Below are 16,391 nucleotides of genomic sequence, written 5' to 3' on the forward strand. Positions count from 1 at the left end.
ACAGTTTTTTCGGAGTTATCCATAGGGTTATCCACAGAGTTATCCACAAATCCACATGTTGACAATCATTTTTTGCTTGACACAACATATGTTGCGTCGGCTTCGCAGAACTCACATTTGACTTGTCCACTTGCGGATAGTTCTTCGAGTAACGGGTACTCCCCCGTCTCATCGACAATGATGTCTAAAGCGATTTCAACATGTTCCTTGCATACTTTTTTTTCCACAAATTTTCCTCCTTAAAAAAGAAGCGTCGCCGCTCCTTTACGTTGCTTCTGTTAATGTGGCCTCGGTCGTTTCTGCCTTGCCTCGCCGTGTATATTCGATGACGATGTTATCCCCGACCGCGGCGTCTCGGTACAAAGCGTCACGTAAATCGACGTAACGTTTAATCTCACGGTCGCCGATCTTCGTGATGACGTCCCCGACGCGAAGCCCCGCTTGTTCGGCCGGACTACCGGGTGTGATCGCTTCGACGAACACCCCGTCCTCTTTGTCAAAACTGATGCCGTATTCTTCCCGGACATTGCCCGGGACGGCGATGACTTCTTGGATCGTGACGCCGAGCTGAGCCCGTGTCACCCGTCCGTCACGCTCGAGCATGTCGATGACCGGCAACGCCACGTTGACCGGGATCGAGAAGCCGACCCCTTCGACGCTCGCTTCGGCGATCTTCATCGAGTTGATGCCGACGAGCTCACCGCGGATGTTGATGAGTGCCCCGCCCGAGTTGCCGGGATTGATGGCGGCGTCGGTCTGGATGACTTCGGCGTTATAGTCCATGAGACCGTCCGCGTTCGTATCGACCGGCACGGTCCGTTCGACACCACTGACGATACCACGCGTGACCGAGTTTGAAAAGACGCCGAGCGGGTTGCCGATCGCCATCACGGTCTCGCCGGCCTGTAGCACCGTCGAATCGCCGAGCACGATCGGATTGACGTCGATATTCTCCGGAAGTTTCACGGAGGCGACCGCCAAGTCGTTGAGCGGGTCTTCTCCTAAAATCGTGGCCGGGGCGACTTGCCCGTCGGCGAAGGCGACGTTGATCTCGTCCGCTTCCTCGATGACGTGGAAGTTCGTGACGATGTACGCCGTGTCCCCGTCGACTTTATAAACGACACCAGAGCCCGCACCGGCCTCCCATTGCGAGTCCGAGGTGAAGGCGCGCTGGATGTTCGTGATGCTGACGACGGACGTCTTCGCGCCTGTGACGGCGGCCGTGATGTCCGACTCCGTGACGGTGACGGCTTGCTCGGTACGGACCAGCTCGTTTGTAACGAAACGAGAGGTCGGCGAATCCCAGAGCATCATCGCGAAAAAGAATAACGCCGCTCCTAAGAATCCGCCAACCCCTCCGAGTAATAACGGTTTTACATTCAGCCGTGGCTTATGGCGCACGTGTTCCTCTTGCTTTGGACGCCACTCGCTTCGGGATGGATAAGTCGATGGTGAATCGTTCATTGATGCTGCTTCGTGCTCTAAAGGTTCGACGTCTTGAGGTTCATACTCATGGTGTCTCTCTTCGTTCACGACGCGCCCCCCCTTCAGGACAGTGTTACCTGTCTTTTCCCAAGTTCGCTTATAAAGAAACGAGCGGACATGGGATTAATGGGTCGGTGTCATGCAGTTTGATACGTCCGAGATCGACGTCACGCGTGCCGAGCGTCTGTGCGACGCTCATCTGCGCGAGTTCTTTCATATTGTTGTCTTTACTGAGGTGGGCCAAAAAGATCCGTTTCGTCCGCTCACCGATGACCTCGCTCATCGCGATGGCAGCGTCTTCGTTCGAGACGTGGCCATAGTCCCCGAGGATTCGCCGTTTGACGCTCCACGGGTACCGTCCCATCTGTAGCATCGAGACATCATGGTTCGACTCAAAGATGAAGTCGTCCGCGCCGCGGATGAGCCCTTTCATCCGGTCCGAGACGTACCCGGTATCGGTGATGTGGGCCAGCCGCTTGCCGTCATGGGCGAACTGATAAAACATCGGGTCGGCCGCATCGTGGCTGACGTTGAACGACTCGATCTCGATGTCCCCGAACTGTTTGACGTCACCGACCTCGAAATGAAACTTCAAGGCCGGGTCGATCTTCCCGATTTTGTCTTCCATCGCTGCCCACGTCTTCGTGTTCGCGTAGATCGGCAAGTTGTACTTCCGGGCGAGGATCCCGACTCCTTTAATATGGTCGGAGTGCTCATGTGTGACGAGCAGTGCGTCGATACCCTCGAACGACTGGCCGATGTCTGTGATGCGTTGCTGCATCGCCTTGCCGGTCAATCCGGCGTCGACGAGCAATTTCGCCCGGTCCGTCTCAATATAGAGCGCGTTACCGGTCGAACCGCTCGCGAGCACACTGTAGCGTAAAGTCACTCGATCACTCCTTTCAGTCTTCTAAATTAAATTCGACCCGCTCGACCGTCCCATCGATGGCGTTGACGAAATACACGTTGTCGTCGATGGCGATCGACCAGAGCGGCGGCATGATGATCAAGCTGCCGGAACTATCGAGCGGTAAGCTATAAAACCCGGTGTTGATGGCGCGCATCTCTTGGTTCGGCTGGAAGTACTTCCGGGCCGCGAGTTGTGAGATCGCCTCGCTCGCCGTCAAGACGAGGTCGTCTTGCGATTTCGACGACAAGTTCGTCAAATGGCGCTGCTTGTAGTCGGTCACTTCGTAGTTTTCATTCAATTGAAGCAATAACAGGGACGGACCGATATATGTCTCCGTGTCCGCCTCGATTTCCGGGTTCGAGAAAATCTTATTGTTTTCATACGTCTGAACGAACGCGAGTTGGCGCGTCTCTTGGTCAAACCGCCAGTAGGCGTACTCTGACCCGAACGGCACGTACTCGGTGACGAATGTCGACGCCGTCGTCCGCAAGTCGTTCTCGTCGAGTGGGACGGCTTGTTTGAGCTCGACTTCAAGCTGCATGTTGTCGAGCGTCGTCGCTAATTGTACTTCACGATTTTTCGTGATCATCGACGCCGACATCTGCTCAGACGAGCCGGTCAAATAACCAATATCCCGTCCCATCCGTGGCAATTTCGATGCGTCGACGTCACGTTGGTCCAAGATTTGGGCGATTGACGTGTTATCGCTCGTCACAACTTCGGTCGCCCACGTTTCCGTCAAGAGCTGGAACAACAGGTAGATGTTCAGCGCGAGGAAGGCGAAGATTAAAATCGTTTTCGCTTTACTCCAATCCACGGTACATCATCCTCTCTGTCCAATCTTCCGGCTTGTCGTAAGGGATCCATCTCCCGGCTTCACGGACGAACCAGTTCGGGGAGAACGTGACGTAACGACTCGCGTCTTCATTGTATTCGATCTCATAACCGAGACGAATCTCAGTCACGTTTTCGAACCGGTCTGCGTTGACGAGCGTATCGATGACGTCTTGCCCGTCCGCAAGCTGTGTCGTCCCGACCGAGATCAACCGGTCGATTTCGAGATGATGACGCGTGATGGACCGGACTTGTGCCCCGTCGTTTTCAACGCGCAGTGTGGATAAGTCGATCGCATCGTTGTTGATAAACGCATCACGCTGGCTAAAGACAGGGTGCCCTTTCACGTGAAACCGAAACACGGTCGTCTCAAAGCCTTTGTTCGCTGGTGTGATCGCATCGAAACGAAGGGACAGGCCTTGACTCTCTGATGTCTCATCGACCCAGCCGCCATGAAAGTTGACGAAGTCGACGATCGTATCAAGCCCGATCGCCGACTCGCGCTCGGTGCTATTGCGTGACAAGTTGCGATAGCGGCTCGCGTTCAACGTCGCGTCATACTCGGCGACGCTGATCCCGTTCGTGAGTGCGCCGATCGAACTCGCTGGATCGACTTCTTGAACGTTCGGGTCACCAGGGAAGAACGTATCGCGCATCCAATCAAGGCGTGCCGAGATTTGGATTTGTGAGACGTCATACGCGAACAGCTCGTTCATCTCAGGCCCGACGACCGGGATATAGTTGACCCGCTCGTCCGTGTACGTGACACGTTGCATCGCACGGTTCGAATCTTTTAAGAACAAACTGTTGACGTCCCCTTGTCCGGCTTTAGAGAGCCGACCTTCCCACAGCGACTGATCGCTCATGATCGCCCGGACTTTCCAGACGTTGTCATCCATGAAGATGAGCGCCCGTTGCGGTACTTTTCCGGACAGGCTGTAAGATCCGGGCAAAATGTAACTGAGCGTGTCCGCATAGTATGGTTCCGGTAAAATCAATTCAACTGCCTCGTTGACACCGGCATACAAGCTCGGTACATTTTTGGCTACGAGCGGTTTAAACTCGTTCGCCTCGAATGCGTCGCGAATGACCCGAGCGATTTGCTTCGGCGTGTTCTTCGTCGCAAAGACAGCGTTGTTCTCGTGGACGACCGTCTGGGTCGGCACGATGATTTGTCTGGCCTGACGTTGAAGCGACTCATCCACCGTCGCCACTTGAGTCTCGGATTGTACCGATTGATACTTCGGATGGTAATCCCAAAGGATGACCGTTTGGACGATGGACGTGACGATCAAGGTAAGCAAGACGAGCGATTTTACCAGCTCTGGCTTCGCCCAGAAACGTTTTCGTTCCATCAGTCATTCACCTCCACGATCGTATCGAACGGGATGGTGAAATAAATCGTCGTCCCACGTCCAAACTCGCTCTCCGCCCAAATATCACCACCGTGGGCTGAAACGACTTCCTTGGCAATCGACAGACCGAGTCCGGTCCCGCCGATATTTCGCGCCCGGGCCTTATCGACCCGATAGAACCGTTCAAAGATTTTCTTCAAATTCGACTTCGGAATCCCGACACCTTCGTCTTTGATACCGATGACGAGCCGTTTCGCCCGCAGCATCGTCCGGAACGTGATCGTCCCGCCTTCTGGCGAGAACTTGACCGCGTTCGTGATGATGTTGTCGATCACTTGTGTCATCTTATCTTGATCGGCGTGCACGTAGACGCGACGCTTCATGAGCTTCCGGCGGAACTGGATCGTTTCGCCTTTCGTCATCTCATGGCGCTCGATGATATCGTTGAAGAACTGGATGAAGTCGAACTTCACTTTCTGCATCGTATACTCTTTACTGTCCATCTTCGAGAGCTGGAGTAGGTCGTTGACGAGACGGATCATCCGTTCGGTCTCGTTTTGGGTCGTCTCTAGGAACCGTGGTGCGAGTTCATCGTCTTTGTACGCGCCTTCGGCGAGCACTTCGAGATAGCTCCGCATCGTCGTGAGCGGCGTCCGCAGCTCATGACTGACATTGGCGACGAACTCACGGCGGTCTTGTTCGACTTGCTCTTGCTCGGTCACGTCGTGCAAGACGACGATGAGACCGGTGATCGGACCGCTATGCTTTTGAATTGGTGAGAAGTAGGCGCGGACGAGGAACAGTTCTTCGTCCGTACTGAGATCGATCAATTTCGCCGGCATCGTCCCGTCTTCCGGGATGACGATTTCATCGTCAAACTCGAGCAGGCTCTGCAGGTTCGACCCCATCGCCTCTTCTTCGGCGACACCGATCATATCGCGGGCCTGGTCGTTCATGAGGATGACGCGGAGCGAACGGTCGGTCGCGACGACACCGTCCGACATGTTCTCTAACACACTCGTCAAGCGCCGTCGTTCGGCCTCGGTCGTCGCGTTCGCCTCCATCAGTTCGTCGGTCAGTTCGTTAAAGGCGTAGGCGAGTTGCCCGACCTCATCGTCGGAATAGACTTTAACTTTCCGCGAGAAGTTTCCTTTTCGCATCTCGACGGCTTGACGACGCATGTCCGCAATCGGCCGCGTGATTGTCCGTGACAGCAAAATTCCGAGGATGGACGTGATGATCAAGGCGATGAGTGTACCGGTCGCAAGGATCCTCGTCACTTGCTCCATCTGGTTGTAAATCGATTGCATCGACGCCTCGATATAAATCATCCCGGTCGTCGTTCCATCGACCTCGGATTTGATTGGGACGGCGACGACGCGCATCCGCTCGTTCGAGTCCTCATAGACGAGCGTCTCTTGCGCACCGCTTGTCGCGAACGATTTTTGAATGAATGAACTCGCCGTCCGTTGTCCGACGAGACTTTGGTTGTTTTGGTTCGAAGTCGCCCGGACGACACTGTTCGTGTCGATAATTTGGACTTCGCGAATATCGTCAGCTAGCGTCGTGCTCTCCGTAAACTCAGACAGCAGTTGATCCAGTACCTGGTTCAACTGCTGATCAGTAGTCGAGTCACCGCCGTTCGATGCGATCCCTTCACTGACGTTGTAGCTCAGAAGGTTGGCCCGATCGACGAGCGACTGCGAGAAGTTGTTGATGTATTGTCGTTCGAGGGAGCGTACGAAGTACACTCCGATGACTTGCATCGCAACAAGGATGAGCAGCGCATAGATGACGACGAGCTTCCACTGGATAGATTTAAAGAAGTTCGTCCGTTTCATCGTTTAGTCTTCTTCTCCCGCTTTTAAATAGTACCCGACACCGCGGCGCGTAATAATATACGTCGGCGTGCTCGGGCTGTCTTCGACCTTCTCCCGCAAACGGCGGACCGTAACGTCGACCGTACGCACGTCTCCGAAGTAGTCGTAACCCCACACCGTCTGAAGCAAATGCTCGCGCGTCATCACTTGGCCGATGTTTTGGGCCAGGTAATGGATGAGCTCGAATTCACGGTGCGTCAGTTCAATCTTCTCTTCGCGTTTCGTGACCATGTATGAATCCGGATGAATCGTCAAGTCACCGATCACGATATCGTTCGCGTTGGCGCCTTTCGCTTCGACAGCCGGTGCCGTCGCGTGACGACGCATGTTCGCTTTGACGCGGGCTAAGAGCTCGCGTGAGCTGAACGGCTTCGTGACGTAGTCGTCGGCGCCGAGTTCGAGGCCGAGTACTTTGTCGATCTCCGAGTCTTTCGCCGTCAACATGATGATCGGCATATCATACTTCTTGCGCACTTCACGACACACTTCCATGCCGTCTTTGAGCGGGAGCATGATGTCGAGCAAGATCAAATCAGGTTTGACCTCCTCGACTTTCACGAGTGCCTCTTCCCCGTCATAAGCGACGTGGACGACATAGCCCTCTTTTTCAAGTTTAAACTTCAATATATCAGCGATTGGTTGTTCGTCATCTACCACTAAAATCGTACGATCCATTCAGTGAGTCCTCCTCTATCGTTAAACGTACACGTCCTATTGTAACTCTTTTTCAATGGGTTAGAAAGCGTGGTCCATTTCCACGGAAATGAAAAAAGAGCCGCGAGGGCTCTTAGTCTTATGCTTCGTAGATGTCACGCAAGATGACTGTCTGTTCACGCGCCGGTCCGACCGAGAACGTCAACAGTTCGATGCCCGTCAACGCTTCGATGCGCTTGACATAGCGCTGTGCGTTCACCGGCAAGTCTTCGAACTTGCGGACCCCTGTGATGTCTTCCGTCCAGCCCGGGAGCTCTTCAAACACCGGCTCACACTTCTCGAGGACGCGGAAGTTAGGCGGGTACTCATCGAGGAGCTTGCCTTCGTACTCGTACGCCGTACAAATTTTAAGCGTCTCAAGACCTGTCAACACGTCGATCGAGTTGAGGCACAGGTCGGTGATGCCGCTGACACGACGCGAGTGGCGGACGACGACCGAGTCGAACCAACCGACACGGCGCGGACGTCCTGTCGTCGTACCATACTCCTTACCGACTTCACGGATCGTGTGACCAATTTCGTCATCGAGCTGAGTCGGGAATGGGCCGTCTCCGACGCGTGACGTGTACGCTTTACAGACGCCGACGACGTGGTCGATCTTCGAAGGTCCGATTCCGGCACCGCTCGATACCCCGCCTGACGCCGCGTTCGACGATGTGACGAACGGGTACGTCCCGTGATCGATGTCTAACAGCACACCTTGTGCGCCTTCGAATAGGATTTTCTGTTCTTCGTCGAGCGCATCGTTCAACACGACCGATGTATCACACACGTACTTGGCAAACTGTTGGCCGTACGCATAGTATTCTTCAAAGATATCATCGAACTCGACCGCGTCGACTTCATACATCTTGACGAACATCCGGTTTTTAATTGCGAGGACCGTCTTCAGTTTCTCGGCGAACACTTCCTTGTCGAGCAGGTCAGCGATCCGGATCCCTATCCGTGCCGCTTTGTCCATGTAACAAGGGCCGATCCCTTTGAGCGTCGTCCCGACTTTCGCGTCACCTTTCGCATCTTCTTCAAGCTTGTCTTGAAGCTGGTGATACGGCAAGATGACGTGGGCCCGGTTTGAGATGCGGAGGTTGTCCGTGCTCACGCCGCGCTCATGTAAGTATGCAAGCTCTGTAATGAGTGACTTCGGGTTGACGACCATTCCGTTCCCGATGACACATGTCTTGTCCGAATAGAAGATCCCCGATGGAATCAAGTGAAGTTTATACTTCGTATCATTGAAGACGATCGTATGACCAGCGTTGTCTCCCCCTTGATAACGCGCGACGACGTCGGCTTGTTTAGACAAGAAATCGGTGATCTTCCCTTTTCCTTCATCGCCCCACTGCGTTCCCACTACGACTACTGATGACATAATGAATCCTCCTTGTAGATAAACGTTCTGTTCAAACCATTGGTAAGTGTACACTTGCCACTTCAGAAAGTCAACCTAATACCGAACGATAATTTTATGTATTACCCTTTCGTTCGTTATTGACTCGCATTCAATTACTATTTCCCCGATTCTACAAAAAAACACCACCGATCTCACATCGGTGGTGCGAAGGCTTGCGTCTCCATATTGACGAACTTGTTGTACTCTTTCCGGAACGAGAGTTTGACCGTCCCGGTCGGACCGTTACGCTGTTTGGCGATGATGATCTCGATCGTGTTGGCATCTTCACTCTCTTTATCGTAATAGTCGTCCCGGTACAAGAAGGCGACGATATCGGCATCTTGCTCAATTGCTCCGGATTCCCGGATATCCGACATCATCGGCCGTTTGTCTTGACGGCTCTCTACGCCACGCGAGAGCTGCGACAAGGCGATGACCGGTACTTGGAGTTCCCGGGCGATCGCTTTGAGCGTACGCGAGATCTCAGAGACTTCTTGTTGCCGGTTCTCGCCCGGCTTGCCGGTCCCGACAATGAGCTGCAAGTAGTCGATCATGATCATGCCGAGACCGTACTCTTGCTTCAAGCGGCGGCATTTGGCCCGAATCTCGTTGACGCGAAGACCTGGTGTATCGTCGATAAAGATACCGGCCTGTGATAACGACGACATCGCGAGCGACAGCCGTCCCCAGTCCTCAGACTCGAGTCGTCCGGTCCGCAGACGCTGCGCATCGATATTGCCTTCCGCACAGAGCATCCGCATGACGAGTTGTTCAGCACCCATCTCAAGACTAAAGATGGCGACGTTCTCGCCCGTACGAACCGCGACGTTTTGCGAGATGTTGAGGGCGAAGGCCGTCTTCCCGACAGAAGGACGGGCAGCCACGATGATGAGGTCGTTACGCTGGAACCCGGCCGTCATCTTGTCGAGGTCACTAAAGCCGGTCGCGATCCCCGTGATCTCACCGCTCGATTGATGCAGCTTCTCAATCGTCGAATAGGCATCCGACAAAACCGAACCGATCGAATGGAAACTCGATTGGCCTTTCCGTTGCGAAACTTTTAAAATGTTTCGCTCGGCATCAGATAGGACCGCATCGACTTCGTCTTGACGCTCGTATCCGTCCGAGACGATATTCGTCGCCGTCCGGATGAGACGCCGGAGCGCCGCCTTTTGATCGACGACGTTCAAATAGTACCCGATGTTCCCGATGGCAGGAACCGCCTCGGCGATTTCGGCCAAGTAGTTCAATCCACCGATCTCATCGAGGATTCCTTGTGATTGGAGCTCCGAACTGAGCGTGACCAAGTCGACGAGTTCCCCGCGGTCGTTGATCTTCAGCATCGCTTCGAAGATCCGTTGATGGCTGACACGATAAAAGTCGTCCGGGTCGACTCGTTCCGAGGCCGTGATCAGCCGGTCAGAATCGAGAATAACTGCCCCAAGGACGGCTTGTTCCGCCTCAACGCTATGTGGCGGAGTATTGACTTGAATCGCATCACTCATTCGTTTCTACCTCGCCTTCAAGCTTCTTGAACATGTACGTTTAACAGTGCCGTGACGTCATGGTGCAACTTCACGGGCACTTTTGTGAAACCGAGCGCTTTGATTGGATGTTCAAGTTCGATTTTACGCTTATCGATCTTGTAGCCCATCCCTTTGAGCGCTTCACCGATCTGTTTGCTCGTTACCGAGCCGAAGACACGGCCGCCTTCGCCTGATTTCGTCTTGACGACGATTGTCTCTTTTTCAAGCTTGTCTTTCAACTGTTGCGCGGCTTTCAGCTCTTCTTCGGCTGCTTCCTCGGCACGGCGTTCTTTCGCTTGAAACGCCTTCAAGTTGCCTGGTGTCGCCTCGACTGCCAAGTTTTGCTTGAAGAGTACGTTTTTTGCGTAAGCATCGGCGACGTTTTTCACGTCCCCTGCCTGTCCTTGACCTTTAACATCTACTTTTAAAATGACTTTCATTCCGATTCCTCTCCCTCGTTTTCATCTGTCGTGTAATGATCGATCGCTTCTTTTAACAGCTGCTTCGCCTCGTCGCGACCCACGTTCAACTGCGTGGCCGCGTTCGTCAAGTGGCCGCCTCCGTCGAGCATCTCCATGATGACTTGAACGTTGACGTCACCGAGCGAACGGGCACTGATTCCGGTCCGACCGTCTGGCAAGATGGCGATGACGAACGACGCCTTGACGCCTTCCATGTTCAGGAGTTGGTCCGCCGATTGGGCGATCAACACTTGATGATGGGCCTCGTCGTCTGAAGCGACCGCGATTGCCATACCGCCTGCATAAATGTCGGTATTCTCTAGAATATGCGACTGTTCGATATAAGAATCGAGGTCTTGCCGCATGAAATGTTGGACGAGCACGGTGTCCGCTCCTTGAATCCGGAGGAATGAAGCGGCATCAAACGTCCGCGACCCGGTTCGGAGCGTGAACCCTTTCGTATCGACCATGATTCCGGCAAGGAGCGACGTCGCCTCTAAAATCGACAGTTTGCGGGTACCCGCTTGATATTCAATCAACTCTGTCACGAGTTCACACGTCGACGACGCGTAAGGTTCCATGTAGACGAGCACCGGGTCCTCGATAAACTCTTCGCCGCGACGATGATGGTCGATGACGACGACTCGTTCGGCCCGGTCTAAAAGATCCCGTGAGATGACGAGTGAGGGACGATGCGTGTCGACGATGACGAGAAGTGTTTGGTCATCGATGAGCGGTTGCGCCTCAAACTCCGTCAAAAAGCGGCTGTACAAGTCTTCATCATTCTCGACTTCATGGACGAGCCGTTGAATCCCGACACTCGTCTCGCCGGCCGGGATGACGACGTACGCCTCACGACCGACAAACTCAGCGAGCTTCATGATTCCAATCGATGCGCCGAGCGAATCCATGTCCGGGTTTTTATGTCCCATGATGAGGACACGGCTCGACTCTCGAATCAAATCACGCATCGAGTTCGAGATGACGCGGGCACGTACCCGCGTCCGTTTCTCGGTCGGATTCGTCTTGCCGCCGAAGAAGCGGACTTTTCCGTTATGACGTTTGACGACGACTTGGTCACCACCGCGTCCGAGCCCTAAATCGAGGCTCGATTGGGACAAGTTGCCGAGTTCGGTCAGCGTCGTCTCGCCGCAGCCGATACCGATCGAGAGCGTGAGCGGAATTTTATGTTCCTTCGTCGCTTCCCGTACCTCATCAAGAATCGAGAAGCGATTGTTCTCGAGTTCCGAGAGCGTTCGTTCGTTCATGACGAGGAAAAACCGGTCGGCAGCCGTCCGCCGCATATAAATGTGATATTTTTGCGCCCACTGGTTCAAGAGAACGGTCACACGGCGGTTGATTTCGCTGCGGACCTGTTCATCGACGGCAGTCGACATCTCATCGTAGTTGTCTAAGTAGAGGACGCCGATCACTGTCTGCGTTTCAGAGTACTTCTGTTCAATCTCCGCCTCGTCCGTCATATCGAACAAGTACAGCGTTTGATATTCCTTATTGTACAGGACACGGTATACACGGTCCCCGACTTCAATCGTCGCCTCGTCCTCTTCCTCCTCGATCAACTCCGTAAAGGCCGAATGAATCGAGTCGATCGAGATGCCCAGTTCCATCTCAAGTTCAAAGATGAGTCGGGACTGTTCATTGAACCAACTGATGCGCCGGGTCTCATCGAATATTAGAATCCCGATCGGCATACTCGTGAGCGCTTCTTTGCCGACATCCTCAATCCGATGTGAGAGCGAGTGGACATAACGTTCCCACGCTTTGCGTTCTCGCCGGATCGTCACTTGCTGATACGTGAAGAAGATCAGCGTGCCCACGAACAGGGTGATTGCCGCCACAATGCTGTAGAACGCCAATCCTAACGAAACGAGCATTCCAATCACATACGGAATCGCGTAACGTGCGTATTGGTTCTTCACTGATGTTATTGCTTCACCACTGTGCATGTGTGCCTCCTAAAATGAGTGCCAAGCACTCATGATGTCTAAATGGTTTCTGCTCTATCATACCATATCTGCCGGTTTCACTTACACTCCTACGTGGAGACAGAAAACAAAAAAACGACTTACCCAAAAGGATAAGCCGTGTGTCAAAGATTACTCTGCAACGTATGGAAGCAAAGCCATTTGACGTGAACGCTTGATAGCGACAGTAAGTGGACGTTGGTATTTCGCTGAAGTACCAGTCACACGACGTGGAAGAATTTTCCCACGCTCTGAAACGAAGCGCTTGAGCAATTCTACGTCTTTATAATCGATATGAGTGATGTTGTTCGACGTAAAGAAACATACTTTACGACGACGACGACCTCCTGGACGACGTGCCATGTGAAGACCTCCTTTATTAGTTTAGTTTCGAATCGACGCGATCAAAATGGTAGATCGTCATCCGATAAGTCGATTTTGCCGCCACCCGAGAACGGATCTGCTTCAAAACCTTTGTTTGAAGATTGGTTTGAAGATTGGTTTGAGGACTGAGATGAAGTCGAAGAAGCGGCTGCGCCCCATCCTGATCCACTTGACTCACCACCACCGAAAACATCTCCCGTTGGTGCTGTATCACGTTGCGCTGAGGCACCGCGTGGTTCAAGGAAGCGTACGCTATCTGCTACGACTTCTGCCCGGTAACGACGTTGGCCATCTTGACCCTCGTAACTACTGATTTGAAGGCGACCGTCTACGCCGGCCATGCTGCCTTTTTTCAAATATTGCGCCACGTTCTCTGCTTGTTTGCGCCAAACGACACAATCAATAAAGTCCGCCTCACGCTTCCCATCTTGTCCAGTGAATGGACGATCGCAAGCGAGAGTGAAGCGAGTTACGGCGATTCCGCTCTGCGTATAACGCATTTCTGGATCGCGTGTCAATCGACCAACTAACACAACTCGGTTAATCATCTCAAAGCTCCCCTTTCACAATATGAAGCGTCAAGAATCAACGCTCATCTTTAGTTGTCATTTGACGGACAACGTCATCAGAGATCTTCATGAGACGCTCTGTTTCTTGGATCGCTTTAGGTTCAGCAGTGATGCTAAGAAGAACATAGTATCCTTCGCGCATTTTGTTGATCTCGTAAGCGAAACGACGTTTACCCATATCTGTTGTTTTTTCAACAGTACCTCCGTTGTCAGTGATGACGTTGTTAAAACGTTCAATCAACGCTTTTTTAGCTTCCTCATCAACTGATGGACGGATAATGTAAAGTAGTTCATATTTACGCATTATCTTTCACCTCCTCTTGGACTAGCGGCTCCTACCGGTTGCAGGAGCAAGGAGCAAACAATTGTTTTACTCACGTCATAATATACTATCAAACTTATTTGCATTTTACAATACGTTTCAAGGAAATGTCTTAAACGTTGAAGCGGAACGTGACTACGTCGCCATCTTCGAACACATATTCTTTACCTTCTGAACGCAACTTGCCTTGTTCTTTGACGAGCGTCATGTTGCCGGCTGCCGACAAGTCTTCGTACGAGACGACTTCGGCCCGGATGAATCCACGCTCAAAGTCCGAATGGATGACGCCGGCACACTGAGGAGCCTTCATCCCTTGTTTGAACGTCCAAGCACGGACTTCTTTCTCACCTGCCGTGAAGTATGTGGCGAGACCTAGCGTCGAGTACGCGGCATGGATCAGCTGATCGAGGCCAGACTCTTCGATCCCGAGGTCTTGTAAGAACTCAAGGCGCTCTTCTGGCTCAAGCTCAGAGATTTCTTCCTCGATGCGCGCGCAGATGACGATCACTTTCGCATCTTCCGTCGCGGCGTGTTCACGTACGGCTTGCACGTACTTGTTGTTGTCCGAGTCCGCGACTTCGTCTTCGCTCACGTTCGCGACGTAAAGCATCGGTTTCATCGTCAACAGTTGGAAGTGTTTGACGATCGCGAGTTGGTCTTCCGTCAATTCGGCTACACGGGCCGGGCGCTCTGATTCGAGGACCGCTTGAACGATTTCGAGTGCTTCAAGTTCTTGGGCGGCCCCTTTATCTTTTGACTTCACCATTTTTTGAACGCGCGTAATGCGCTTGTCGACAAGTTCGAGGTCCGCCAAGATGAGCTCGAGGTTGATTGTCGTGATGTCATCGATCGGCGACACTTTACCGGCGACGTGGGTGATGTTGTCATCTTCAAAACAACGGACGACTTGGCAAATCGCGTCCACTTCACGGATGTTGGCCAGGAACTTGTTCCCGAGCCCTTCTCCTTTTGATGCTCCTTTGACGATTCCAGCGATATCTGTAAATTCGAACGCTGTCGGTACCGTCTTCTTCGGTTTGACGAGTTCGGTCAACCGGTCCAGACGCGCGTCCGGTACTTCGACGACTCCGACGTTCGGGTCGATTGTAGCAAACGGATAGTTGGCCGCTTCTACACCTGCTTGCGTGATGGCGTTAAATAATGTCGATTTCCCGACGTTCGGTAACCCGACGATTCCTGCTGTTAATCCCACTTATATTTCCTCCTCATCCGGCGTTTCCCGGGAAATGTTGATCCGTCTGTGGAGTGGGTACGTTCAGTACACCACACCGTCACATCCTTCACAATTATAGATAGTCCTCGATTAAACCGCAACTCACGGTTGCAACATAGAGAAGAACGCCACTTATTCAGCGGCGTTCTCTTGTTTAAGCACTTTTTTCAAACGTTTGTCAAAGTCACGTCGCGGCATTAAGACGCTCGCTCCGCAGCCTTGACATTTGATTCGGATGTCCATCCCGACCCGTGTGACTTGCCAACGGTTCGTTTGACAAGCGTGCGGTTTCTTCATCTCTACAAAATCGTTTAACTCATACGATTTAGCCTGCATTTTCGGACGCTCCTTTAATCGAAGTGGTTGGAGACATCATGACCGTGCGCGGATATGGAATTTCAATCCCGCGCTCATCAAGTCCGGCCTTCAACTCTTTATGCAAAATCCGGCCTGCCGCGAAATGTTGCGTCGGCGGCACTTCGGCCATGAGACGGTACACGACTTCCGACGGTCCGAGCGACTGCACACCGGCAAGTGTGATCGGTTCGATGAACAAATCGTGATACTTTTCTTCGACCGCCTTCGCGATTTCTTTCAGCGCTTTCTCGACCCTTTCCGTCTCTTCCTCATAAGCGACCCCGATATCGACGACAGCGACGCTGTTCTCAAGCGAGTAGTTCGTCACTTGCATGATCTGGCCGTTCGGAATGATCGTCACTTGTCCGTTCAATCCTTTAAGTTTTGTCGTCCGGATGCCGACTTCGATGACGGTCCCATCGACTTGTTGGTTCAAGTTCACGTAGTCCCCGTTCTTGTACTGGTTCTCAAAAATAATGAACGCGCCTGTGATGACGTCTTTGACCAAGTTTTGGGCACCGAACGAGATGGCGAGACCCGCGACCCCGGCCGATGCGATCAAACCGGCGATATTGACCCCGAATTGACCGAGTACGGTCAAAATCATAATGAGTCCGATCACATAACGGATCGTGTTTTGCGCCAGCTTCAAAAGCGTTTCATTTTGCCGTTGCGCCACAATATTATCTTCATGGATTTTACGTAACGTGAACACGCGCTGGACCATCGACGTCAATATTCTTGTCGCCGTATACAACGCCACGATGATGAGCACGACCCCGACCAGCTTAATCCCAAGAGCGATCCACATCTCTGTGTCTTGAAAGTAGGCGACGAAGCGGTTGACGTTATTAATCGTCTCGTCGGCCACCGTACTTAAATCTGTTTCTGTATTCTGTGAAGCCATGTTGTCACCTCTAAAGTCATATATTCTAACCCATCAAACCACAATTGATGACTTTTCTCAAACCCTACATCCGGACGT

General features: G+C 52.8%; 17 protein-coding genes. All 17 read right to left on the reverse strand.

What is annotated here, in order from left to right; genetic code table 11:
• Positions 1-65 precede the first annotated feature (65 nt).
• A complete protein-coding gene (locus tag EVJ22_RS12185) occupies positions 66-227 on the reverse strand; it encodes a CxxH/CxxC protein (protein WP_131444022.1) in 162 nt (53 codons plus the stop codon).
• A 37-nt stretch (positions 228-264) separates the two neighbouring features.
• The gene (locus tag EVJ22_RS12190) at positions 265-1,533 is read right to left on the reverse strand and encodes a S1C family serine protease (RefSeq protein ID WP_070329352.1); all 1,269 of its coding nucleotides are present in this window, start codon (positions 1,531-1,533) and stop codon (positions 265-267) included.
• Positions 1,534-1,582: 49 nt separating this feature from the next.
• Positions 1,583-2,374, reverse strand: a complete 792-nt coding sequence (locus EVJ22_RS12195; RefSeq protein ID WP_131444023.1) for an MBL fold metallo-hydrolase — start codon at positions 2,372-2,374, stop codon at positions 1,583-1,585.
• A 13-nt stretch (positions 2,375-2,387) separates the two neighbouring features.
• Positions 2,388-3,212 (reverse strand): two-component system regulatory protein YycI, encoded by an 825-nt coding sequence (locus EVJ22_RS12200; protein ID WP_131444024.1) that lies wholly within the window; start codon positions 3,210-3,212, stop codon positions 2,388-2,390.
• Positions 3,199-4,584, reverse strand: a complete 1,386-nt coding sequence (gene yycH / locus EVJ22_RS12205; protein ID WP_131444025.1) for a two-component system activity regulator YycH — start codon at positions 4,582-4,584, stop codon at positions 3,199-3,201. The genes EVJ22_RS12200 and yycH overlap by 14 nt, the downstream gene beginning before the upstream one ends.
• Positions 4,584-6,425: a cell wall metabolism sensor histidine kinase WalK gene (gene walK / locus EVJ22_RS12210; protein ID WP_071398690.1), complete on the reverse strand. Its 1,842-nt coding sequence runs from the start codon at positions 6,423-6,425 to the stop codon at positions 4,584-4,586. The genes yycH and walK overlap by 1 nt, the downstream gene beginning before the upstream one ends.
• Before the next feature lie 3 nt (positions 6,426-6,428).
• Complete coding sequence (gene yycF / locus EVJ22_RS12215; protein WP_070329347.1) at positions 6,429-7,139, reverse strand: response regulator YycF; 711 nt, start codon at positions 7,137-7,139, stop codon at positions 6,429-6,431.
• A 118-nt stretch (positions 7,140-7,257) separates the two neighbouring features.
• Complete coding sequence (locus EVJ22_RS12220) at positions 7,258-8,547, reverse strand: adenylosuccinate synthase (protein ID WP_131444026.1); 1,290 nt, start codon at positions 8,545-8,547, stop codon at positions 7,258-7,260.
• Between the two features lie 173 nt (positions 8,548-8,720).
• Entirely contained in the window at positions 8,721-10,073 is a 1,353-nt protein-coding gene (gene dnaB / locus EVJ22_RS12225; RefSeq protein ID WP_070329345.1) for a replicative DNA helicase, read from the reverse strand.
• Between the two features lie 17 nt (positions 10,074-10,090).
• A complete protein-coding gene (gene rplI, locus EVJ22_RS12230; RefSeq protein WP_070329344.1) occupies positions 10,091-10,534 on the reverse strand; it encodes a 50S ribosomal protein L9 in 444 nt (147 codons plus the stop codon).
• Positions 10,531-12,522 carry a DHH family phosphoesterase gene (locus EVJ22_RS12235; RefSeq protein ID WP_070329343.1) on the reverse strand — a complete coding sequence of 664 codons (1,992 nt, stop codon included), beginning with the start codon at positions 12,520-12,522 and terminating at the stop codon, positions 10,531-10,533. Before EVJ22_RS12235 ends, rplI begins: the two co-directional genes overlap by 4 nt.
• A gap of 150 nt (positions 12,523-12,672) precedes the next feature.
• Complete coding sequence (gene rpsR / locus EVJ22_RS12240) at positions 12,673-12,903, reverse strand: 30S ribosomal protein S18 (RefSeq protein WP_015880232.1); 231 nt, start codon at positions 12,901-12,903, stop codon at positions 12,673-12,675.
• 41 nt (positions 12,904-12,944) lie between these two features.
• Complete coding sequence (gene ssb, locus EVJ22_RS12245; RefSeq protein WP_131444027.1) at positions 12,945-13,472, reverse strand: single-stranded DNA-binding protein; 528 nt, start codon at positions 13,470-13,472, stop codon at positions 12,945-12,947.
• Positions 13,473-13,509: 37 nt separating this feature from the next.
• Entirely contained in the window at positions 13,510-13,797 is a 288-nt protein-coding gene (rpsF, locus tag EVJ22_RS12250; RefSeq protein WP_071398686.1) for a 30S ribosomal protein S6, read from the reverse strand.
• A 130-nt stretch (positions 13,798-13,927) separates the two neighbouring features.
• Positions 13,928-15,028, reverse strand: a complete 1,101-nt coding sequence (gene ychF, locus EVJ22_RS12255; protein ID WP_070329341.1) for a redox-regulated ATPase YchF — start codon at positions 15,026-15,028, stop codon at positions 13,928-13,930.
• 153 nt (positions 15,029-15,181) lie between these two features.
• Positions 15,182-15,385 carry a DUF951 domain-containing protein gene (locus tag EVJ22_RS12260; RefSeq protein WP_016509068.1) on the reverse strand — a complete coding sequence of 68 codons (204 nt, stop codon included), beginning with the start codon at positions 15,383-15,385 and terminating at the stop codon, positions 15,182-15,184.
• Complete coding sequence (locus EVJ22_RS12265) at positions 15,375-16,313, reverse strand: mechanosensitive ion channel family protein (RefSeq protein WP_131444028.1); 939 nt, start codon at positions 16,311-16,313, stop codon at positions 15,375-15,377. Before EVJ22_RS12265 ends, EVJ22_RS12260 begins: the two co-directional genes overlap by 11 nt.
• Between the last annotated feature and the right edge of the window lie 78 nt (positions 16,314-16,391).

Source organism: Exiguobacterium sp. SH0S7, from assembly GCF_004337195.1.
Lineage (GTDB): Bacteria > Bacillota > Bacilli > Exiguobacteriales > Exiguobacteriaceae > Exiguobacterium > Exiguobacterium aurantiacum_A.